Annotated in this window: 18 protein-coding genes and 1 tRNA gene; 15 read left to right on the top strand and 4 right to left on the bottom strand. The window is 74.0% G+C overall.

What is annotated here, in order from left to right; genetic code table 11:
- Window positions 1-52: 52 nt before the first annotated feature.
- From AB0F71_RS21620 to AB0F71_RS21550, 15 genes are all read left to right on the top strand, one after another.
- On the top strand, window positions 53-1,840 hold the full coding sequence (locus AB0F71_RS21620; protein WP_360236854.1) for a nickel-dependent hydrogenase large subunit: 1,788 nt from the start codon (window positions 53-55) through the stop codon (window positions 1,838-1,840).
- Entirely contained in the window at window positions 1,837-2,304 is a 468-nt protein-coding gene (locus tag AB0F71_RS21615; protein WP_360236851.1) for a thioredoxin, read from the top strand. Before AB0F71_RS21620 ends, AB0F71_RS21615 begins: the two co-directional genes overlap by 4 nt.
- Window positions 2,301-2,948, top strand: coding sequence for a DUF5947 family protein (locus tag AB0F71_RS21610; RefSeq protein WP_360236848.1), 648 nt, complete (start codon window positions 2,301-2,303; stop codon window positions 2,946-2,948). Before AB0F71_RS21615 ends, AB0F71_RS21610 begins: the two co-directional genes overlap by 4 nt.
- Window positions 2,945-3,589 carry a DUF6084 family protein gene (locus tag AB0F71_RS21605; protein WP_360236845.1) on the top strand — a complete coding sequence of 215 codons (645 nt, stop codon included), beginning with the start codon at window positions 2,945-2,947 and terminating at the stop codon, window positions 3,587-3,589. Before AB0F71_RS21610 ends, AB0F71_RS21605 begins: the two co-directional genes overlap by 4 nt.
- Window positions 3,586-4,968, top strand: coding sequence for a hypothetical protein (locus AB0F71_RS21600; RefSeq protein ID WP_360236842.1), 1,383 nt, complete (start codon window positions 3,586-3,588; stop codon window positions 4,966-4,968). Before AB0F71_RS21605 ends, AB0F71_RS21600 begins: the two co-directional genes overlap by 4 nt.
- The gene (locus AB0F71_RS21595) at window positions 4,965-5,540 is read left to right on the top strand and encodes a hydrogenase maturation protease (protein WP_360236839.1); all 576 of its coding nucleotides are present in this window, start codon (window positions 4,965-4,967) and stop codon (window positions 5,538-5,540) included. Before AB0F71_RS21600 ends, AB0F71_RS21595 begins: the two co-directional genes overlap by 4 nt.
- A gap of 214 nt (window positions 5,541-5,754) precedes the next feature.
- Window positions 5,755-6,135 (top strand): hydrogenase maturation nickel metallochaperone HypA, encoded by a 381-nt coding sequence (hypA, locus tag AB0F71_RS21590; RefSeq protein ID WP_360236836.1) that lies wholly within the window; start codon window positions 5,755-5,757, stop codon window positions 6,133-6,135.
- 5 nt (window positions 6,136-6,140) lie between these two features.
- Window positions 6,141-6,944 (top strand): hydrogenase nickel incorporation protein HypB, encoded by an 804-nt coding sequence (gene hypB / locus AB0F71_RS21585; protein ID WP_360236833.1) that lies wholly within the window; start codon window positions 6,141-6,143, stop codon window positions 6,942-6,944.
- Window positions 6,941-9,277 carry a carbamoyltransferase HypF gene (gene hypF, locus AB0F71_RS21580; protein ID WP_360236830.1) on the top strand — a complete coding sequence of 779 codons (2,337 nt, stop codon included), beginning with the start codon at window positions 6,941-6,943 and terminating at the stop codon, window positions 9,275-9,277. Before hypB ends, hypF begins: the two co-directional genes overlap by 4 nt.
- A gap of 6 nt (window positions 9,278-9,283) precedes the next feature.
- Entirely contained in the window at window positions 9,284-9,577 is a 294-nt protein-coding gene (locus AB0F71_RS21575) for a HypC/HybG/HupF family hydrogenase formation chaperone (RefSeq protein ID WP_360236827.1), read from the top strand.
- Window positions 9,574-10,716 (top strand): hydrogenase formation protein HypD, encoded by a 1,143-nt coding sequence (gene hypD, locus AB0F71_RS21570; protein ID WP_360236824.1) that lies wholly within the window; start codon window positions 9,574-9,576, stop codon window positions 10,714-10,716. The genes AB0F71_RS21575 and hypD overlap by 4 nt, the downstream gene beginning before the upstream one ends.
- Window positions 10,717-10,801: 85 nt before the next feature.
- A complete protein-coding gene (hypE, locus tag AB0F71_RS21565) occupies window positions 10,802-11,821 on the top strand; it encodes a hydrogenase expression/formation protein HypE (RefSeq protein ID WP_360236958.1) in 1,020 nt (339 codons plus the stop codon).
- A 183-nt stretch (window positions 11,822-12,004) separates the two neighbouring features.
- Window positions 12,005-12,078 (top strand) — tRNA-Met (locus AB0F71_RS21560).
- Between the two features lie 297 nt (window positions 12,079-12,375).
- On the top strand, window positions 12,376-14,058 hold the full coding sequence (locus tag AB0F71_RS21555) for a phospholipase (RefSeq protein WP_360236821.1): 1,683 nt from the start codon (window positions 12,376-12,378) through the stop codon (window positions 14,056-14,058).
- Between the two features lie 127 nt (window positions 14,059-14,185).
- Complete coding sequence (locus AB0F71_RS21550) at window positions 14,186-15,862, top strand: DUF885 domain-containing protein (protein WP_360236818.1); 1,677 nt, start codon at window positions 14,186-14,188, stop codon at window positions 15,860-15,862.
- 25 nt (window positions 15,863-15,887) lie between these two features.
- Here the strand turns inward: AB0F71_RS21550 and AB0F71_RS21545 are convergent, their stop codons facing one another.
- Genes AB0F71_RS21545 through AB0F71_RS21530 form a run of 4 tightly spaced genes read right to left on the bottom strand, consistent with a single transcriptional unit; the run spans window position 15,888 to window position 22,422 of the window.
- Window positions 15,888-16,802, bottom strand: coding sequence for a glutathione synthase (locus tag AB0F71_RS21545; protein ID WP_360236815.1), 915 nt, complete (start codon window positions 16,800-16,802; stop codon window positions 15,888-15,890).
- Window positions 16,799-17,584, bottom strand: coding sequence for a hypothetical protein (locus AB0F71_RS21540; RefSeq protein WP_360236812.1), 786 nt, complete (start codon window positions 17,582-17,584; stop codon window positions 16,799-16,801). Before AB0F71_RS21540 ends, AB0F71_RS21545 begins: the two co-directional genes overlap by 4 nt.
- 7 nt (window positions 17,585-17,591) lie before the next feature.
- Window positions 17,592-18,596 (bottom strand): hypothetical protein, encoded by a 1,005-nt coding sequence (locus AB0F71_RS21535; RefSeq protein WP_360236810.1) that lies wholly within the window; start codon window positions 18,594-18,596, stop codon window positions 17,592-17,594.
- 37 nt (window positions 18,597-18,633) lie between these two features.
- On the bottom strand, window positions 18,634-22,422 hold the full coding sequence (locus tag AB0F71_RS21530) for a hypothetical protein (RefSeq protein WP_360236807.1): 3,789 nt from the start codon (window positions 22,420-22,422) through the stop codon (window positions 18,634-18,636).
- Window position 22,423: the final 1 nt, after the last annotated feature.

Raw genomic sequence — 22,423 nt, 5'->3', positions numbered from 1 at the left:
CCGTCGAACCCGCCCAACCCGTAGACCCCGTAGACAAGGACACCCAGAGACGATGGCAACACCGATGACCAGGGCGGCCGGCGACGGCAGCGGCCTGACCGAGATGTCGTGGGACCCGATCACCAGGATCGTGGGCAGCCTGGGCATCCACACGAAGATCGACTTCAAGCAGAAGCGGGTCGCGGAGTGCTACAGCACCTCGTCGGTCTTCCGCGGCTACAGCGTCTTCATGCGGGGCAAGGACCCGCGGGACGCCCACTTCATCACCAGCCGGATCTGCGGGATCTGCGGCGACAACCACGCCACCTGCTCGGTCTACGCCCAGAACATGGCGTACGGCGTGAAGCCCCCGCACCTGGGGGAGTGGATCATCAACCTCGGCGAGGCGGCCGAGTACATGTTCGACCACAACATCTTCCAGGAGAACCTGGTCGGGGTCGACTACTGCGAGAAGATGGTCCGCGAGACCAACCCCGGCGTCCTGGAACTGGCCGAACGCACCGAGGCCCCGCACGCCGGCGACCACGGCTACAAGACCATCGCCGACATCATGCGCTCGCTCAACCCGATCGAGGGCGAGTTCTACCGCGAGGCGCTCCAGGTCAGCCGCTACACCCGGGAGATGTTCTGCCTGATGGAGGGCCGCCACGTGCACCCCTCCACGCTCTACCCGGGCGGCGTCGGCACCGTCGCCACCGTGCAGCTGTTCACCGACTACCTGACCCGGCTGATGCGCTACGTCGAGTTCATGAAGAAGGTCGTGCCGCTGCACGACGACCTCTTCGACTTCTTCTACCAGGCGCTGCCCGGCTACGAGGAGGTCGGCCGGCGCCGCGTCCTGCTCGGCTGCTGGGGCAGCCTCAACGACCCGGACCACTGCGACTTCACGTACCGGAACATGACGGACTGGGGGCGGCGGATGTTCGTCACCCCCGGCGTCGTGGTCGACGGCAAGCTCGTCACCAACGACCTCACCGAGATCAACCTCGGCATCCGGATCCTGCTCGGCAGCTCCTACTACGAGGACTGGCAGGGCAAGGAACTGTTCGTCACCCACGACCCGCTGGGCAACCCCGTCGACCCCCGGCACCCGTGGAACCAGCACACCATCCCCCAGCCGCAGAAGCGCAACTTCGACGACAAGTACAGCTGGGTGATGTCCCCGCGCTGGTTCGACGGCAAGGAGCACCTCGCCCTCGACACCGGCGGCGGCCCGATCGCCCGGCTGTGGTCCACCGCGCTGTCCGGCCTGGTCGACATCGGCTACATCAAGGCCACCGGCCACAGCGTGAAGATCAACCTGCCCCGCTCGATGACCAAGCCCGAGGTCACCTTCGAGTGGAAGATCCCGCAGTGGAGCAACGCCATCGAGCGCAACCGCGCCCGCACCTACTTCCAGGCCTACGCGGCCGCCGCCGCCCTGCACTTCGCCGAGAAGGCGCTCGACGAGGTCCGCGCCGGGCGCAGCCAGACCTGGGAGCGCTTCGAGGTGCCGGACGAGTCGATCGGCTGCGGCTTCACCGAGGCCGTCCGCGGCGTGCTCTCGCACCACATGGTGATCCGCGACGGCAAGATCGCCAACTACCACCCGTACCCGCCCACCCCGTGGAACGCCAGCGTGCGCGACAGCTACGGCACCCCCGGGCCGTACGAGGACGCGGTGCAGAACACGCCGATCTTCGAGGAGAACTCCCCGGAGAACTTCAAGGGCATCGACATCATGCGCGCCGTGCGCAGCTTCGACCCCTGTCTGCCCTGCGGCGTGCACATGTACGTCGGCAACGGCCGCACCCTCAAGACCATGCACGTGCCCACCGGCCTGAGCGGGCTCACCGCATGACGGCCGAGCAGACCGGGCAGCGGATCCAGCAGGCCCTGGACGCCCTGGCCGGCAGCGGCGCCGAGCAGGCCGGCGAGCAACTCGTCCGCGAGCTCATGGAGTTCTACGGCGAGGGCCTGGCCCGGTTGGTCCCCGCGCTGCCCCCGCCCGCCCTGGAACGGATGCTGGACGACCCGGCGGTGGCCGGACTGCTGCTCCTGCACGACCTCCACCCCGAGGACGTCACCGCCCGGATCGACCGGGCGCTCGCCAACCTGCCCGAGCGGATCGAGGTGCTCGGCTTCACCCCGGAGACCGGCGCCCTGCGGCTGCGCCGGACCGCCTCCGGCTGCGGCTGCGGCGAGCCGGAGGTGGAGGCTGCCCTCGCCTGCCACGCCCCCGAGGTGACGGCCCTGGAACTGGAGCGCGCCCCGCAGCTGCTCCAGATCGGCACCCGTCCGCCCCAGCCCGCGGAGGCGCGATGAACACCCGGAGGGTCTCCCGGGACGGGACCGCCCTGCTGCGCCGGCTGCGCGAGCCGGCACCCCCGCGGCCCGAGCAGTGCGGCCTCTGCGGCCGCGACCTGCCGCCCGGCCACCGCCACCTGGTGGACGTCGAGGAACGCGCCCTGGCCTGCACCTGCACCGCCTGCGGCCTGCTGTTCCAGCAGGAGGGTGCGGCCGGCGGCCGCTACCGCACGGTGCCCGACCGCTTCCTGGTCGACCCGGACGGCGCGCCGGACGAGCGGGTCTGGTCGGTGCTCGGCGTCCCGGTCGGCACCGTCTTCCTGTTCCGCAACGCCGTGCTGGACCGGCTGCTCGCCTTCTACCCCGGCCCGGCCGGCGCCACCGAGAGCGAGGTGGACGAGGAGGCCTGGCAGCGCGCCCTCGGCACCAGCCGACTGGCCGCCGCCCTGGAACCGGACGTGGAGGCGCTGCTGCTGCGCCGCACCGAGGGCCGGGTCGCCTGCTACCTGGTGCCGATCGACGTCTGCTACGAGCTGGTCGGCCGGCTCCGCCGGTGCTGGCACGGCTTCGACGGCGGCGCCGAGGCCCGGGCCGAACTCGACGCCTTCTTCGGCCGGTTGGCCCTCCGGGCCCGCCCGCTCCCCGCGGCGGTGACGGCATGACGACGCTCGGCTTCGCCTGCACCGGGGTGCGCTCCGACCCGTACGCGGCCGGGCCCACCCTGGTGTTCCGGCTGCGGATCACCGGGCCCGCCGACACCCGGGTGCACGCCCTCGCCCTCCAGTGCCAGCTGCGGATCGAACCCGCCCGCCGGCCGTACGGCGAGGCCGAGGGGGAACGGCTGGGTGACCTGTTCGGGGAGCGGGAGCGCTGGGGGAGCACGCTCAACCCGATCCAGTTCGCCACCGTGCCGCTGCTGGTGCCCGGCTTCACCGGCGAGACCGAGGCCGACCTCGTGGTGCCGTGCAGCTACGACCTGGAGGTGGCCTGCGCCCGGTACTTCCGGGCCCTGGAGGGCGGCGAGGTGCCGCTGCTGCTGCTCTTCTCCGGCACCGCCTTCGCCGGGCCCGGCGGGTTCCAGGTCACCCCGGTGCCCTGGAACCAGGAGGCCCGGGTGCGGATGCCGGTCCGGGTCTGGCGCGAGGCCGTCGACCAGCACTTCCCCGGCTGCGGCTGGCTGCGGCTGCCGGAGGACCTGATGGACGCGCTGCTGGCGCACCGCTCCCGGCGGGCGCTGCCCTCCTGGGAGGCGACGGTGCGCGACCTGCTCGCCACCGCGGCGGTGGGGGAGGGGGTCCGGTGAGCGGGCTCACGGTCGAGCTCCCCGAGGGGATCGAGCGCGGCTTCGCGGCCGCCCGGCAGATCGCCGACGCGGTGCTGCTGGAGGGCTACGTGCTCTACCCGTACCGCGCGTCGGCCGCCAAGAACCAACTGCGCTGGCAGTTCGGCGTGCTGGTGCCGCCCGAGTACACCCGGCAGGGCGGCGAGCACTCGCACCAGCGCACCGAGTGCGTCATGGAGGCGCGGCAGGGCGACCGGCTCGCGGTCGAGCTGCGCTTCCTGCGGGTCCAGCGGCGCACCGTCGAACGGGCCACCGCCGGCGGCGGGTTCGAGCCGGTGGAACGGCTGGAGCTGGCCGACCGGGTGCTGGTCGAATGGGACGAGGGCGCTGAGGAGCGGATCGAACTGCTCGTGCCCGTCGAGGAGTTGGCCGGCGCCGGGGTGCAGCGCGACTTCCGGCTGCCGGGCGTCGGCTCCACCGAGCTGGTGCACGAGCACGGCAGCGCCGTCGGCCGGCTGGTACGGCGGCGCGAACAGGTCGACGGGCTGGTCCGGTTGCGGATCGAGGAACTGCCCGGCCCGTACCGGGCGCAGCGGCTGACCGCCGAGGTGGAGAACGTCTCCGGCTGGACACCGCGCCGCAAGACCGGGCGTGAGGAGGCGCTGGCGCGCTCGCTGGTCTCCGCCCACCTGCTGCTCGGGCTGGAGCACGGCCGCTTCGTCTCGGTCACCGACCCGCCCGAGTGGGCCCGCCCGGCCGTCGAACGCTGCCGCAACGACCGCACCTGGCCGGTGCTGGCCGGCCCGGACGGCGGGTACCAGGTGATGCTGTCCTCGCCGATCATCCTGGAGGACCACCCGCGGATCGCCCCGGAGAGCCTCGGCACCCTCTACGACGCCACCGAGATCGACGAGATCCTGGCCCTGCGCACGGCGGCGCTCACCGAGGAGGAGAAGCGCGAGGCGCGGGGCACCGACGACCGGGCCGGGGCGGTGATCGACCTCGCCGAGTCCATGCCGCCCGAGGTGCTGGAGCGGCTGCACGGCGCCGTCCGCGGCCTGCGCGAGATCACCGGCTCCGGGGCGGACTCCGAACAGCCCTGGTGGGATCCGGGCAGTGACCCGGAGGTCGACCCCGAGCGGGACAAGGTGCTGGTCGACGGCCGGGCGGTCGGCGCGGGCAGCCGGGTACTGCTGCGGCCCGGGCGACGGCGCACTGACGCCCAGGACCTCTTCCTGGACGGGCGCGCCGCCGTCGTCGAGGCCGTTCTGCACGACGTGGACGGCTCGGTGCACCTCGCCGTCACGGTCGAGGACGACCCGGGCGCCGACCTGTGGCGGGCCCAGGGGCGCTTCCGCTACTTCCAGCCGGACGAGGTCACCCCGCTGGAGGAGTCGTGACCGGCGGCGCGGTGCTGGTCGCCGGGGTCGGCAACATCTTCCTCGGCGACGATGGCTTCGGGGTGGAGACCGTCCGTCGGCTGGCCGGCGTCGGGCTGCCGGACGGCGTCGAGGCGGTCGACGTCGGGGTGCGCGGCGTCGACCTCGCGTACCGGCTGCTCGACGGCTACCGGACGGCCGTGCTGGTGGACGCCACCTGCCGGGGCGGCCCGCCCGGCACCCTCTACCTCATCGAGGCGGCCGCCGAGCCGCTGGAGGTGCCCGCCCTGGACGGCCACCGGATGGGACCGGACGCCGTGCTCGGCCTGCTGGCCACGCTGGCGGCCGGCACCGGGGCCGAGCCGCCCGGGCGGGTGCTGGTGGTCGGGTGCGAGCCGGCCTCGCTGGAGGAGGGCATCGGGCTGAGCGAGCCGGTGGCCGCCGCCGTGGACGGGGCCGTGCGGATGGTGCTGGAGGCCGTCGAGGAGGCGGTGCGCCCGGTGGCGTCGAGTGCGTCGGGAGTGTCGGGTGCGTCGAGTATGGGGCCCGAGCGGTCGAGTGCGGAGCCCGAGAGGAGGACAACACCATGCTGAGGAAACTGTTCTGCGCCGCCCTGCTGGCGGGCATCGGCGCACTGGTCTGGCAGAGCCTGCCCGACCTCAAGCGGTACCTGAGGATCTCGCGGATGTGAGCCGCGGATTGCTGCGAACGGTGCAGCCCCGGACCGGGTGGCGGCGCGGCTTCGAGCCGTGGCCGCCACCGACCCCTGTAATGGGGCGCGTTGCCGCCCGCCGTGGGAAGGGACCGATGCACGAGATGTCGATCGCCGCCGCCGTCGTCGAGCAGGTGGACACGGCCGCGCGCGAACACCGGGCCCCCGGCGTGTCCCGGGTCCGGCTGCGGGTCGGCGAGTTGGCGGGCGTGGTGCCGGAGGCCCTCGACTTCTGCTTCGAACTCGCCTGCGCCGGAACGCTGGTGGAGGGCGCGGTGCTGGACACCGAGTCCGTCGCGGCACGAGCCCGCTGCTCGCCCTGCGCCGTCGAGTGGGCCGTCGGCATGCCGCCGGACCTCGGGTGCCCGGACTGCCGCTCCGGCGTGGGCGTCGAGCTGCTCGCCGGGCGCGAGCTCCAGATCCTCGACGTCGAGTGGGCCGCGGGCCCCGGCGTCCCGGCCGAACAGAAAGGCTGAAACCGATGTGCCAGTCGGGCCACACGGTCGACCTCCGCCGGGCGGTGCTCGCCCGCAACGACGACAGCGCCCACGAGCTGCGGGCCGCGCTGACCGCCCGCAGGACGGTCGCCGTCAACCTGCTCTCCAGCCCCGGCAGCGGCAAGACCGCCCTGCTGGAAGCCGAGTTGGGGCTGGCCCGGCGGCGCGGGATCCCGGTCGCCGCGCTCACCGCCGACCTCGCCACCGAGAACGACGCGCTGCGGCTCGCCCGTTCGGGCGCACCGGTGAAGCAGGTGCTCACCGACGGGCTCTGCCACCTGGAGGCGCGGATGCTCGCCGGGCACCTGGACGGCTGGCTGCCGCAGGACTGCCGGCTGCTGTTCGTGGAGAACGTCGGCAACCTGGTCTGCCCGGCCTCCTACGACCTCGGCGAATCGCTGCGGGTCGTGCTCGCCTCGGTCACCGAGGGCGAGGACAAGCCGCTCAAGTACCCGACCGCGTTCGGGCTGGCCAACCTGGTCCTGGTGACCAAGGCGGACCTCGCGGCGGCGGCCGAGTTCGACGAGGCGGCGTTCCTGGCGAACGTCCAGCGGGTCAACCCCGGGGTGGAGGTGGTGCCCACCTCGGCCCGGACCGGGGACGGCGTGGGGGCGCTGCTGGACCGGGCGCTCGCGGTGCTGGACGGCGCGGCGCCGCACCGGCCGGTGATGGCGGCCGGGCAGGGCGAGCACGCGCACGGCGGTCACGCGCACGGGGGGCACGCGCACGTCGGGCAGCCGGGGCACTCGGACGCGGAGCACTCGCACGCGGTGCCGGGGACGCCGTGACGGCGCTCGACCGTGAACGGCGGCGGGTCGCCGTCCGGGGGCTGGTGCAGGGCGTCGGCTTCCGGCCCTTCGTCTTCGCACTGGCCGGGGAGCTCGGGCTGGCCGGCAGCGTCACCAACACCGGGGAGGGCGTCCTCGCCGAGGTCGAGGGCAGCCCGGCCGCCCTGGACGCGTTCTGCCGCCGGGTGGCCGCCGACGCGCCGCCGCTCGCCCAGGTCGCCTCCGTCGAGCACGCGCCGCTCGCCGCCACCGGCGCCACCGGGTTCGCCATCACCCCCTCCCGCACCGACGGGCCCCGGGCCACCCTGATCCCGCCCGACGTCGCCGTCTGTGCCGACTGCCTGGCCGAACTCACCGACCCGGCCGACCGGCGCCACCGCCACCCGTTCATCAGCTGCACCAACTGCGGCCCCCGGCACACCATCGTCACCGGCCTGCCCTACGACCGGGCCAACACCACCATGGCGGGCTTCCCGATGTGCGCGGACTGCGCCCGGGAGTACACCGACCCGGCCGACCGCCGCTTCCACGCCCAGCCCGTGGCCTGCCACGCCTGCGGGCCGCAGCTCGCTCTCACGCTGCGCGGACGCGCCGAACCCGGTGAGCTCGGCGGCCTCGGCGGGCTCGGCGGCGAGGATGCCCTGGCGCAGGCCCGGCGGCTGCTCGCCGACGGGGCGGTGCTCGCGGTCAAGGGCATCGGCGGCTACCACCTGGCCTGCGACGCGCGCGACGCCGCGGCCGTCGCCCTGCTGCGGCGGCGCAAGCGACGCGGCGACAAGCCCTTCGCCGTGATGGCCCGCGACCTCGCCACCGTGGAGGCGCTCGTCCCGGTCGGGCCGGTCGAACGGGAACTGCTCACCGGCGCCGTCCGGCCCATCGTCCTGCTGCGCCGCCCCGGGGGCTTCGCCGCGGACCTCCCGGCCGTCGCCCCGGGCAGCCCCGACCTCGGGGTGATGCTCCCGTACACCCCGCTGCACCACCTGCTGCTCGCCGCGCCCGGGCCCGACCTGCTGGTGATGACCAGCGCCAACCTCTCCGGCGAGCCGATCGTCACCGACGACCGGCACGCGCTCGAAGCGCTCGCCCCGCTGGTCGACGGCTGGCTCACCCACGACCGGCCGATCCACGTGCCCTGCGAGGACTCGGTGGTGCGGGTGGTGGACGGCGAGCAGCTGCCGCTGCGCCGCTCGCGCGGGTACGCCCCGCTGCCGCTCCCGCTGCCGGTGCCCGTGCGGCCGGTGCTGGCGGTCGGCGGCGACCTCAAGAACACCTTCGCGCTCGCCCGCGACGGCTACGCCTGGCTGTCCGGCCACATCGGCGACATGGACGACCTGGCCACCCTGCGCGCCTTCGACCGGGCGGTGGACCAGCTCGGCCTGGTCAGCGGGGTGCGGCCCGAACTGCTGGTCGCCGACCGGCACCCCGGCTACCGCTCGCTGCACCACGCCGAGCGCACCGCCGCCGGCCGTCCGGTGCGCCGGGTGCAGCACCACCACGCCCACGTCGCCGCCGTCCTGGCCGAACACGGCCTGGACGGCGGGCGGCCGGTCCTCGGCGTCGCTTTCGACGGCACCGGCTACGGCGAGGACGGCGCGATCTGGGGCGGTGAGCTGCTGCTGGCCGACTACGACGGGTACCGCCGCGTCGCCCACCTCGGCTACGTGCCGCTGCCGGGCGGCGATGCCGCGGTCGAGCGCCCGTACCGGGCGGCGCTCGCCCACCTGCGCGCCGCCGGGCTGCCCTGGGCGGCTGGGCTGCCGCCGGTGCGGACCTGCCCGGAAGACGAACTGCGCTTGCTGGAGCAGCAGTTGGAGCGCGGGTTGAACTGCGTGCCGACCTCCAGCATGGGCCGGCTGTTCGACGCGGTGTCCTCGCTCGCCGGGGTCTGCCACCGGGCCGGGTACGAGGCCCAGGCGGCGATCGAACTGGAGGCGGCCGCGGTGGAGTTCGGCCCGGCGGCGGGCTGCTACGCCTTCGGGCTGGCGGAGCGTGCGGGCGGCTGGACCGTCGAACCCGGGCCGGTGCTGGCCGGGGTGGTGGCGGACCTGGCGGCCGGTGCGCCGACCGGGCTGATCGCCGCCCGCTTCCACGGCGCGGTCGCCGGGGCCGTCCGGCGGGTCTGCGCGAACGCCCGCCGGGAGTACGGGATTTCGACGGTGGCGCTGAGCGGCGGGGTCTTCGCCAACGCGCTGCTCTCCTCGGCCTGCGCGAGCGGCCTCGGGGAGGACGGCTTCACCGTGCTGCGGCACCGCCGGGTGCCGCCCAACGACGGAGGGCTGGCGCTCGGCCAGCTGATGGTGGCCGGCCGGTCGTCGGCCGCCCGGGAGGAGTGACAGCGGATGTGCCTGGCAGTGCCCGGCAGGGTGACGGAGATCGAGGAACGCGACGGGACCAGGATGGCGGTGATGGACTTCGGCGGGGTGGTCAAGGACGTCTGCCTGGAGTACCTGCCCGACCTGGCGGTGGGGGAGTACGCCATCGTCCACGTGGGGTTCGCGTTGCAGCGCCTGGACGAGGAGTCGGCCCGGCGGACCCTGGAGCTGTTCGAGGAACTCGGGCTGCTGCAGGAGGAGTTCGGCGATCCATGGGAGGCGGCGGGGCAGCCCGCGGCGGTCGAGGAGGCGGGGCGGTGAAGTACCTGGAGGAGTTCCGCAACCCCGAGCTGGCCGAGGGGCTGCTCGCCGACATCAGGGCGACGGTCACCCGGCCCTGGGCGCTGATGGAGGTCTGCGGCGGCCAGACGCACAGCATCATCCGGCACGCCATCGACCAACTCCTCCCGGAGGAGGTCGAGTTGATCCACGGTCCGGGGTGCCCGGTGTGCGTCACCCCGCTGGAGGTGATCGACCGGGCGCTCGCCATCGCCGCCCGCCCAGGGGTCATCTTCTGCTCCTTCGGCGACATGCTGCGGGTGCCCGGCACCGACCGCGACCTGTTCCGGGTCCGGGCCGAGGGCGGTGACGTCCGGGTGGTGTACTCGCCGCTCGACGCGCTGCGGATCGCCCGGGAGAACCCGGACCGGGAGGTGGTCTTCTTCGGCATCGGCTTCGAGACCACCGCCCCGCCGAACGCGATGGCCGTCCACCTGGCCCGCAAGCAGCGCCTGGGCAATTTCAGCATGCTGGTCTCGCACGTCCGGGTGCCCCCGGCGATCGATGCGATCATGGAATCGCCGGACTGCCGGGTCCAGGCCTTCCTGGCCGCCGGGCACGTGTGCAGCGTGATGGGCACCGCCGAGTACCCTGCGCTCGCCGAACGCCACCGCGTCCCGATCGTCGTCACCGGCTTCGAGCCGCTCGACATCCTGGAGGGGATCCGGCGCACCGTACGGCAGTTGGAGCGCGGCGAGCACGCCGTCGACAACGCCTACCCGCGGGCCGTCCGCCCGGAGGGCAACCCGGCCGCCCGCGCCATGCTGGAGGACGTCTTCGAGGTGACCGACCGGGCCTGGCGCGGCATCGGGGTCATCCCGCAGAGCGGCTGGCGGCTCTCCCCGCGCTACCGGGACCACGACGCCGAGCACCGCTTCGACGTCGGGGGCATCCGGACCAGCGAACCCGCCCAGTGCCGGGCCGGCGAGGTGCTCCAGGGGCTGCTCAAGCCCCACCAGTGCGAGGCCTTCGGCACCGTCTGCACCCCGCGCACCCCGCTCGGCGCCACGATGGTCTCCAGCGAGGGGGCCTGCGCCGCGTACTACCTCTACCGGCGGCTGAGCACGCCGACCGGGTCGAGCACGCCGAGCCCCGTCCAGGAGGCGAGCCCCGTTGGCTGACACCGAACTGCTCACCGAACAGGCCGACGGCGCCGGTGCGCCTGGCTCGGCCGGTACGCCGGACTTCGCCGGCTGGAGCTGCCCGCTGCCGCTGCGCGACCACCCCCGGGTGGTGATGGGGCACGGCGGCGGCGGGGCGATGTCCGCCGAGCTGGTGGAGAACATCTTCGCGCCCGCCTACGGCAGCCGGGCGCTGGCCGGTCTCGGCGACTCCGCGGTGCTCGACCTGGGCGGCGCCCGGCTGGCCTTCTCCACCGACTCCTACGTGGTGCGGCCGCTGTTCTTCCCCGGCGGCTGCATCGGCGACCTCGCCGTCAACGGCACCGTCAACGACCTGGCCATGAGCGGGGCCCGGGCGGCCTACCTGTCCTGCGGCTTCATCCTGGAGGAGGGGGTGGAGCTGGCCGTGGTGGACCGGGTGGCCCGGGCGCTCGGCGCCGCCGCCCGCACCGCCGGGGTCGAGGTGGTCACCGGCGACACCAAGGTGGTCGAGGCCGGGCACGGCGACGGCGTCTACCTGAACACCGCCGGCATCGGGCTCGTCCCGGCCGGGGTCGACATCCGGCCGCAGCGGGCCCGCCCGGGCGACGTGGTGATCGTCAGCGGGCCGATCGGGCTGCACGGGGTGGCGATCATGAGCGTTCGGGAGGGGCTGGAATTCGGGGTCGAGGTGCGCAGCGACTGCGCGGCGCTTGGCGGACTGGTCGAAGCCATGCTCGGGGCGACCCGTGACCTGCACGTGCTCCGGGACCCCACCCGGGGCGGGCTGGCGGCGGCGCTCAACGAGATCGCGGCGGCGGCCGGGGTGGGCGTGGTGCTGAGCGAACGCGCCGTCCCCGTGCCGGACCCGGTGGCCAACGCCTGCGCCGTCCTGGGCCTGGACCCGATGTACATCGCCAACGAGGGCAAGCTGGTGGCCTTCGTCCCGCGCGTCGAGGCGGACGCCGTGCTCGCCGCCATGCGGGCCCACCCGCTGGGCGCGGAGGCGGTGGTGATCGGCGAGTGCGTCGAGGACCACCCGGGGATGGTCGTCGCCCGCACCGGCTTCGGCGGCACCCGGGTCGTGGACCTGCCGATGGGCGAGCAGCTGCCGCGGATCTGCTGACGGCGTTGATCACCCGTCTACCGACGACTGATCAGCTGTGGGCACCGAATCCCTTCGGGCTCCTACGAGCCCCTCGAACCCCGGAGACGGGAGGGCCGGGGAGCCTGGAAGGGAAGGCCGAGGAGCCCGCCGGGAAACCGATTTCCGTTTTCGCCCGGGGGTGGCCTATGGTTGGGACATCGACGCGGGGTGGAGCAGCTCGGTAGCTCGCTGGGCTCATAACCCAGAGGTCGCAGGTTCAAATCCTGTCCCCGCTACTCAGTAGGAGCCGGGGTCGGCGCACTTGGTGCGTCGGCCCCGGCTCCTTTTTGCGTCCGGCGACGGTGCCGCGCCGCCGCGCTGGTCAACGGCACTGTCTCCGCACCGGATCGGTGCGGAGGCCTCTTTGCCTTCGGGCAGCTGAGTGGTCATCAGGGTGATGCGACGTGAAGTCGGTTGGTGTGCGGTCGAGTTGACGGAATTGATGGGACCCTGACAGCAGATTTGGTTACTTTAGGGTAATTTAAGGGTGTCGTCCGGGTGAACGTCCCCGGCCTCGCATGAAGGACTCGTACGTGCTCTCTCCTCATTCCCGTCGCTCCGGCCGCCGCCGTTCGGCCGGTACCGCGCTGGCCCTCGCCGCCGCCGTCGGTGTGCTGCCCGTTGCTCCCGCCTTCGCCGATTCGGCGCCCGCCCCGGTGTCGACCGCCTCGGCGCCGACCGTGCCCGCCGAGTCCACTCCGTACCTGGACGCGGTGGAGCGGACGCTGCGTCAGGTGTCGCCCGGGCTGGAGGGAACGGTCTGGCAGCGGACGGCGGGCAACCGGCTCGACGCGCCGGCCGGGAACCCGGGCGGGTGGCTGCTGCAGACGCCGGGCTGCTGGGGCGATGCCTCCTGCACCGAGCGGACCGGCACGAAGCAGCTGCTCGACCGGATGCGGGAGACCATCGGGCGGGCCACCCGGACCGTCGACATATCAACCCTCGCCCCCTTCCCGGACGGTGCGTTCCAGGACGCCATCGCCGACGGCCTCAAGGCCTCGGTGGCCGCCGGGAACACCCCGCACGTGCGGGTCCTCGCCGGGGCCGCGCCGCTGCTCAACATCACCGCGCTGCCGTCCAGGTACCGGGACGACCTGGTGGCCCGGCTCGGCGGCGCCGCCGGCCACGTCACCATCGAGGTGGCCTCGATGACCACCGCGAAGACCGCGTTCTCCTGGAACCACTCCAAGCTGCTGGTGGTGGACGGGCAGAGCGTCATCACCGGCGGCATCAACAACTGGAAGGGCGACTACCTCGACACCGCCCACCCGGTCACCGACGTCGACCTCGCGCTCAGCGGCCCGGCCGCCGCCTCCGCCGGTGCGTACCTGGACACCCTGTGGGACTGGAGCTGCCGCAACACCGGGGTGCTCTCGGCCGCCTGGTTCGCCGCCACGAACGGCGCGAGCTGCACCCCCGACCTGGAGAAGCGCCGCAACCCGGCGGTCGGGCAGGTGCCCGCCACCGGCAGCGTCCCGGTGATCGCGATCGGCGGCCTGGGCGTCGGCATCCGCGACGCCGACCCCGCCTCCGCCTACCGCCCGGACCGGACGGCCCGGCCGGAGGACGTCAAGTGCGGCCCGATCGGCCTGCCCGACCGCACCAACGACGACCGCGACTACGAGACGGTCAACCCCGAGGAGAACGCGCTGCGCGCCCTGGTCGCCGGCGCCGCCAGCCGGATCGACATCTCCCAGCAGGACATGACCGGCACCTGCCCGCCGATGCCCCGCTACGACGCCCGGCTCTTCGACCTGCTCGCGGGCAAGCTCGCCGACGGGGTCAAGGTCCGCATCGTGGTCAGCGACCCCGGCAACCGCGGCGCGGTCGGCAGCGGCGGCTACTCGCAGATCAAGTCCCTGAACGAGATCAGCGACACCCTCGCGGCCCGGCTCACCGCCCGCCTCGGCGACCCGGCGCAGGCCCGTACCGCGATGTGCCGCAACCTCCAACTCGCCCCGTTCCGGGCCTCGTCCGCCCCCACCTGGGCCGACGGCCACCCGTACGCGCTGCACCACAAGCTGGTCTCGGTCGACGGCTCCGCCTTCTTCATCGGCTCCAAGAACCTCTACCCGGCCTGGCTCCAGGACTTCGGCTACGTCGTGGAGAACCGCACCGCCGCCGCGCAGCTGGACCAGCAGTTGCTGGCCCCGCAGTGGCAGTACTCCAAGGCCGCCGCGACCTTCGACTACAGCCGCGGCCTCTGCCAGGGCTGAGCCCGCAGCCCCGCAGAGCCGCAGCCCCGCAGCCCCGCAGAGCCGCAGCCCCGCCGACCCGCCGACCCGCCGTCCGGAGCCGAGGCGCCCTGGACGGCGGGTCGGCCGCTGCGCCAGCATGGGGCGCATGCCCGAGACGCCGGAGTCCGCCCGCAGCATCGCCGACCGGTACGTCGCGCAGGTCGCGGCACTCGACCCGGCGACCTCGACCAGACTCGGCCTGCACCCGGAGGACGACCGGCAGCCGGACCTGTCACCGGAGGGCTTCGAGGCGCTCGCCGAACTGGGGCGGCGGACGCTGGCCGCGCTCGACGGTGCCGACCACGGGGCGGCGGACCGCGCCGACCAGGACTGCGCCCGGCTGCTGCGGGAGCGGCTGACCGCCGAGCTCGCCGTGCACGAGGCCGGGGACCACTTCCGCCAGCTGCGCAACGTCAACTCCCCGCTGCACAAGGTGCGCGGCGTCCTCACCATGATGCCCACCGAGACCGAGGAGCACTGGGCGGCCGTCGCCGGCCGGCTGCGCAAGGTCCCCGGAGCGCTGGACGGCTACCGCGCCACCCTGACCGAGGGCATCGCCCGGGGACTGCTGAGCGCACCCCGGCAGGCCCGCGCGACCATCGCCCAACTGGACGCCTGGTCCGGCCGTTCCGGCGGCGGGAGCTGGTTCAACGGCTTCACCGCGGCCGCCCCCGCCCGGCTGCGCCCCGAACTGGACGCCGCCGCCGACCGCGCCACCGCCGCCACCGCGGCCTTCCGCGACTGGCTGCACGACACCTACCTGCCCGCCGCCGACGGCACCCCGGACGCCGTCGGCCGCGAGCGCTACCTGCGCTCCGCCCGCTGGGCCAACGGCGCCGACCTCGACCCGGCCGAGGCGTACGCCTGGGCCTGGGAGGAGTTCCACCGTACGGTCGCCGAGATGCGCACCGAGGCGGACCGCATCCTCCCCGGCGCCGGCCCCCGGGCCGCCATGGACCACCTCAACCGGCACGGCCACGCCGTCGAGGGCGAGGAGAACGTCCGCGCCTGGCTCCAGCAGGTCGTCGACGAGGCGATCGACGCCCTCGACGGCACCCACTTCGACATCTCCGGCCCGCTGCGCCGGGTCGAGACCAGGATCGCGCCGCCCGGCAGCTCGGGCGCGCCGTACTACACCGGCCCCAGCCTCGATTTCAGCCGCCCCGGCCGCACCTACCTGCCCACCCTCGGCCGGCGGTCCTTCCCGACCTGGCAGCTCGTCAGCACCTGGTACCACGAGGGCGTCCCCGGCCACCACCTCCAGACCGCCCGCTGGACGGCCTCCGCCGACCGGCTGAGCAGCTACCAGATCACCCTCGGCGCGGTCAGCGCCGACAAGGAGGGCTGGGCGCTGTACGCCGAGCGCCTGATGGACGAACTCGGCTTCCTCACCGACCCCGCCCGGCGGCTCGGCTACCTGGACAAGCAGATGCTCCGGATCATCCGCGTGATCGTGGACCTGGGCATGCACCTGGAACTCGCCATCCCCGCCGACAGCGGCTTCCACCCCGGCGAGCGCTGGACCCCGGAACTCGCCACCGCGTTCATGGCCGCCCACCACGGCAGCGAACTCCCGCGCCGCAGCAGCGAGATCGACCGCTACCTGGGCTGGCCCGGCCAGGCCATCGGCTACAAGCTGGGCGAACGGGTCTGGCTGCGGGGCCGCGAGGAGGCCCGCCGCCGCCAGGGCGCCGCCTTCGACCTCCGGGCCTGGCACGGCACCGTCCTCGCCCAGGGCTCGCTCGGCCTGGACGCCCTGGCGGCCCGCCTCGCCGAGTCGTAGAGCCCCCGGGGGTCCTCTCTGCTCGTCAGCCCCGGGCGAGTGCGCGGGCGACGGCGCGGGCGATCGGCTGGCCGGTGTGGGACTCGTAGTAGGTGAAGGCCGGGCAGGGGTTGACCTCGAAGCAGTAGACCTCGCCGTCGTCGGCCAGCATCAGGTCGATCCCGGCGAGGGCGAGCCCGAGCCGGTCCGCGAGGCGCAGACAGCGCTCGGCGAGGTCGTCGGGGGGCTGCCAGGCGGAGAGTTCGGCGTGGCCCCCGTCGCTGTGGGCGTAGCGGTAGTCGACCCGGTCGGCCTCGACCCGGGTGGCGAACACCTCGTCACCGACCGTGTGCACCCGGACGTTGGTGCCGGTGAGGCGGCGCTGGAACTGCACCGGGCAGTAGCGGATGAGCGGCAGCCGGTCCAGGGCCTGCCGGTCGAGGGTCCGGACGATCGAGCGCACCCCGCTGATCGACTTGTAGACCAGTTCGCCGTGCTGCTCCCTGAACTCCTGGACGAGGTCCGGGTCGTTGGTCACCAAGGTCTCCGGGACCAGGAATCCGGACCGCTGGATCAGCTGGGCCTGGTGGGGCTTGGACATGTTGGACGCCATCGCGCTCTCCCGGTTCATCACGCAGCCCGGGGCGAGCTCCAGCCAGGTGCTCACGGCCGCGTGCCAGGACGCGCAGCCGCGCACGGTGGACTCGCCCGCGTCGCGGACCTCGGGGAGCCTGCGCCAGTCCATCAGCCGGAGGTAGACGCCGGTGACGTCGGCGCAGTCGACGGATCCGCCGTCGTACCGGATCCGCCCCCGGACGGCGGTGCCGGTGGCCTCCAGCTCCAACGGCTGCTCCTGGAAGCGCCGTTGGTGGAGCATGGCGAACGGCAGGCCGAGTGCGTCGAGTTCGGCGGTGACCCGGGCGACCGGCGACTCGCTGGCGATGCCGCAGACGACGATCACGGCGCACCCGGCGAGAGCGCGGTGAGGTGCTTGAGCAGGCGGTCGAGGAAGGGATCGCCGCCCGGGCGGAGGTCGGGGAGCGGGCTCGCTCCCGCGAAGACCGCCGGTGGCCCGTCGCCCTCCCCGTCGTCGCCCGTCACGTCGTCGTCCTTCCCGTCGTCGCCCGTCCCCTCGCGGTGCAGGTCGATGCCGAGGAGGTCGGCCTCGGCGAGCCGGGCGAGCCGGACGTACGGCTCCTCGTCCTCGGCCGCGGGCACGCCGAAGACGTGCTCGCCGAGCACCAGGACGTCGCCGCGCCCGGGCGGGGCCGTGGGCGGTTGGGCGTCCGGGTCGCTGGAGATCCGGGCCGGCGGGACCGGCAGCCCGGCGGCGGCCGCGAGCGCCGTCCACTCCGCGGTCGAGCGCCAGGCCCCGCACAGCCCGTAGCCGCAGGGGCGGTTGACCGAGACGGGGGCCAGGCAGGTGAGCAGGCTGAGCAGGAGCGCGCTCAGCTCCTGCGCGGCGTACACGGCATCGGTGTGCGTGCTGAACGGCAGGATCCCGAAGGGTGGGGCGGCCACCCGGTTGAGCACGCCGTCGACCTCGCGGCTGTCCAGGACGCGGCCGTCGGGCAGGGTGAGTTCGAAGCGCGCGCCGAGGCGGTCGACCCGGTGGGCCGTTCTCGTGGAGCCGAGCAGGGTCTGCGGGGAGAGCAGTTCCAGCGGCTCCAGGCCGCGTTCGCGCAGCCCCTGGTACGCCCACAGTGCCGGTTGGTCGGCCGGGTCGCAGAGCACCAGCCACATGTGGCGCCTACCCTTCCGTCCGCCCCGGTTCGGGGGGTTCGTCCCGGAGAGCGCTGTCGGCGAGGTCGGGGCGCTGGGTCGGGGGGATGAAGTGCTCGGGCGGGGGGCTGGCTCCGGCGGCCGCGTCGAGGAACTCCCTGGGGCTTTCCTTGCCCGAGTCCTTGCCGTCCTTGTGGTCCTTCCTGTCCTTGCCGTCCTTGTCCTCCTTGTCCTCCTTGTTGACGTCCTTCTGGTCCTTGTCCTCCTTGCCCTTCTCGTCGCGGGACAGTTGCAGGGTGACCTCCCGGGTGACCGGATCGTCGCAGTCCAGGACGAAGGTGGCGGTCACCATGGCGGTGGCGGGCGGGACGGACGCGGCGTCGACCGTGATGTCGAGGTGGTCGCAGCCGTTGGGCGGGATACTCGGTGGGACCGTGTGCAGCCGGTAGCCCGCGCCCATGGCCTGGTCGGCCTTGGAGTTGATGGTCAGCGGCCCGGTGCCGATGTTGGAGATCGGGATCGAGATCGTCGGCTGGGCCTTGCCCACGATCGCGGTCGTCCGGAGCGGGGTGGTGTCCATGACGACCCGGGGCTGTCGGGCCTTGTCCGCGCTCGCCGCGGTGGACCAGACGAAGCCGAGTTCCACCGGGTCGGTGTTGGTGAACCGCACGGCCCAGGGGCGGTCGTCCGGGTTGGTGATGTGGATCGTCACGGCGAAGACGTCGAAGGGGCCCCTGGTCCAGGAGGCGGTCCCGACCGCCGCCAAGGTCTCGTCGACGATCGAGGCGGTGGCGGGTGCCTGCGGGATGTCGGTGAGCGGCCCGTGTCGCACCGGCCCGGGTCCCGCCGGTCTGGTGCCCGTCTGGATCTCGATCTGCGGTGGCCGCGCGCCCAGGGGTGCGCAGTCCGGTCCGATGGCCACCACCAGCAGGGCCCAGGCCGTCGCGACCTGGTCCACCACGAAGGGGGACACCTCGGAGGAGGCGAGGTGCGCCAGCCGGATCTGGCCGGTGTCGGGAAAGATGTCTGCCATGATCGCTTCTCCCGTGGTGGAGGTGCGGCGGCGTCCGTCACCACGTTCCCAGTGGCACGACGTCGAGGAAGACCGGCCGCCCGGTGGGACTGCCGGTGGTGGGCACGGGTTCGAGCTCGAACTCCCGGACCACCAGGCGCTGGGCCCGCTGCCCGGTGTCCGGAAGGTTGATCACGTTGGTCTGCCCGAGCACGGCGGAGGCCGTCAGTACGGTGGACCAGCCGGTGACGCCGTCCGGCGCCGGCATCCCGGGGTCCTGGACCTGGAGTTCGGTCCGGACGGTGTTCCCGGCCCCGCCCGGCCCGAGACCCTCCAGGACGACGCTCGCCCGCCCCGCGCTCCGGGTGACCGTCAGCCGTCGCTGAGGGGCGAGTTGGACGGGTTCGGTCAGCACCACCGGCGAGACGTCGGGGACACGGGCGAGGGTGTACGGCTGGTAGCGGGCCAGGGCGAGCCGGACGAACGGGAAGTAGGAGGAGGCGACCACCGGCGCCAGGTCCAGGTCGGCGAACCAGCGGTCGCCCTCGGCGTCGAACTCGACCGGGTAGAGGGCGGCGTCCAGTTGGCGCTGCAGCTCGGGGAGGGTGACCTGGGCCCGCTGCGCCGCGTTGACCTGGGCAGCGGTGAGGACGGCGGGCGGCGCCCCGGTGTCCCGGATCGGGTCGCGTCCGGCGACCGTGACGTACCGCAGGGCGTCGGGGAGCACCGGCCCGGGCGGGAAGGTGAGGACGGCCAGGGCCTCGTCGTTGCCCGAGACGTACCAGGGCCGGTCGAGCAGGACCCGGAGGCCGCCGCCGTGGCGCAGCCGGGTGAGCGACCGCTGCCCGTCGGTGGTCCTGGTCCAGCCGAACGACGGGACGCAGCGGACCAGTCGGGGGGCGGGCGGGCGTACGGTGCTCGGCACGTCGAGGTCGGCGAGTTGCCCGGTGGAGGTGCAGGCGCCGGGGTCGGAGGCGAGGACGCGGGCGAAGCAGTCCTCGAAGCGGGACACGGCCGTCACGGTGTAGCTCACGTGGTGGTGGCGGGTGTCGCCGAACTCCTGGCGGATCTCCGGGACCGCCTCCAACAGCGCCAGGTGCTGGACCTCGTAGGAGCCGACGTGTGCCGTCCGCCGGGTGGTGGTGGGTGCGGCGGGCGGGTTGTCGTCCTGGTCGGTCCACTCGGCGTGCAAATCGATCCGCCCGGTGCTCGGGATGTCGATCGCGAGGTTGTCCCGGCCGAGGACGGTGTCGCGGTCGCCGGGCCCCCGTTGGGCCGTCAGCTTCCCGCCCGGGTCCCTGAGGGGGCGTTGCACCGCGTGCACCAGGGTGACGGTGCGCGGCGGGGTGATCAGGCGGTTCCGGCCGGCGACGATGTTCTGGAAGGCCGAGTCGTGCGGCACCGACGGGTTGACGCCCTGCCAGAGGGCGATGCCGAACAGGGCGACGTCGTCGTAGCCGGGGCAGGACGGGATGTCGAAGGTCACCTGCTCGGCCGGGCCGAGCGCGACCGTGACGTGGCGCGGGTCGGTCCGGCTGACCGTGCAGCCGCTCGCGGCCGCCTCCAGCCGGACGGACGCGGTCTGCAGGTCGGGCCAGGCGCCCTGCCAGATGGCGATCACTGCCTTGTCGGGCGGGACGATTTCCCCGGGCCGGCCGGTGCGGGGGTCGATCGGCCGGGGCCGGGCGTTCAGTGCGGCGCAGACGCCGCTCCGGTCGGCCAGCCAGGGCAGTGCCGCGTCGGTCTCGGGCACGATGACGTACGGGGACGGCACGGCCGGTCCGGCGGGGACGGTCCGCGCGCCCGGGATGTCGGTGAGCTCGCGGTCGGCCCGGGTGGCGATGTCGAAGAGCCCGGTCACCACGGCGTCGGGCACCGCAGGGCCCAGCGCGGCGTCGAAGGCGCCGTCGTACTGCATCGCCAGGGCGAACGAGCACTTCGCCGGGAGCAGGTGCCGCAGGTCGTAGGGGCGGTAGCCGTGGAGGGTCGCGTAGTCGGCGGCGGAGATGCCGCGGTCGCTGCGGATGACCATCCGGTCCTGGCCGTCGCCGTCGTCCCACTCCCTGGTGGGCGCCAGTTCCGGGGGCGGCAGCGGCTCGAAGCGGTAGTAGGTGATCGGGTCCGACCGGGCCTCGGTGGGGCCGACCTCCTCGACGCGCGGTCCGCCGCCGGCGAGGTCGGCGAGCCGGACCCGGACCCGGTACGTGCGGCCGAACCGCAGCCGCGGCAGGGAGCCGGGGTCGCACTCCACGGTGGTGTCGAGGGCCGAGGCCACCGGGGTGGGCATGGTGTCCCCGGTGCCGGTGACCCGTTCGGGCCGCTGGGCCACCTGGCTCCAGCCGTCCCAGCGGGCCACGATCTCGTGCAGGTACAGCGTGTCGGCGTCGCCGAAGCCGGTGACCACCGCGCCGGGGCGCAGGTAGCCCTCGTCCAGCAGGCCGTCCGGCAGCAGCGGCACTCCGCCGACGGTGTAGTGCACCCGGCGTCGGCACAGCGAGTGCCAGGTCTGGTGCTTGTCGTCGAACACGTCCATCCGGTAGCCGCCGAGGAGGGAGTCCGCGAGCAGGGCCGAGGCCATCAGACCGGCCGGGGTGGAGCGCTGCTGCGCCCGCCGGATCTGCTTGCCGTGCTCCTCCTGCCGCGCCCGGTCGACCAGGGCGAAGCCCGTCGAGTGCAGTGCGGGCAGCGCCCCGACCGGGACCGGGGAGTTCCCGTCGGGCGGGGCCGACGAGGCGTCCGACCGGGCCGTGCTGACCAGCCGCAGGGCGGCACCGTCCACGTCGAAGGACAGCAGCTCGAAGCGGGGGTTCGCGGAGGGTGCGAGACGGGCGCCGGTCAGCGGCAGCAGGCCGTCGCTGAACCCGGTGGAGGTCGGGCCGTCGACGGAGGAGGGCACGAAGCGGGTGCCGGTCAGGGTGTAGGCGGTGGCGGGGGAGAGGTCGCTCTGGGTGGCCGCGCCCCAGCCGGGCAGCGGGTGCGGGCCCGGGGCGGGCCACAGCGGCACCACGCTGAGCTCCGCCGGGTGGGCCTGGTCCACCGGGGTGAGCGCGGAGGCCGGGACGGCGAGGTCGAGCAGCAGGCCGAGTGCCCGCAGGACGACGGGGTGGTCGGCCAGGTGGGTGACGGTCTGGTGGAACTCGGGCACGGGCGCGGCGTCGGGGGAGATCCGGCGTGGTGGCGCGGTGGTGCCGGGGGCGCCGCGCCGGTAGAAGGCGTAGGCCTGGGCGAGCGCCGGCGTGGCACCGGTCGGTACGTCAGTGGGGGAGGCGTCGGCCGGGGCGCCGACGGGCGCCAGCAGGCCGGGCTGCCATTGGTCGGCGATCGCGCGCAGCGCGGCCCGGAGCCCGGGGTGGCTCTCCGGCGCCGCGCCTCGGTGTGCGGCGTGGGCCTGGGCGGTGGCGGTGTAGATGCCCTTGACGTCGGTACCGGCCTGGCCGGCCGGGAAGGCCGTGGTGTCGCGCCCGTCGAAGCCGCTCGGCCGGTACGGCTCCACCGGCATCGTGCCGGTGATCAGGGCGTGCCAGACGGCGAGTTGCCGCTCCGGCGGGAACTGGACGGTGCTTCCGTCGAGGGCGGTGTACGGGATGCGCACGGACCGCAGTGACCGTCCGGCGCGGCGGATGTCGAAGCCCGTGACGGCGAGCCACTTCGGCCAGTCCTGCAGCCCGAAGTCCGTGACGGTGAGCGCCGTTCCGGCCGGGCCGATCAGGCGCGGTGTCAGCAGCACCGACAGCAGCGCCATCGGTTCGGACTGCCCGGGGACGGCCGTCACCCGGCCCGCCGGGATCACCGTCCAGACGAACTGCCGCTCCAGGCTGGTCGAGTCGTGCGGGCCGGTCGATGACATG

The organism is Kitasatospora sp. NPDC028055 (assembly GCF_040637885.1).
GTDB lineage: Bacteria > Actinomycetota > Actinomycetes > Streptomycetales > Streptomycetaceae > Kitasatospora.
This window is presented reverse-complemented; position numbering and strand designations above follow the sequence as displayed.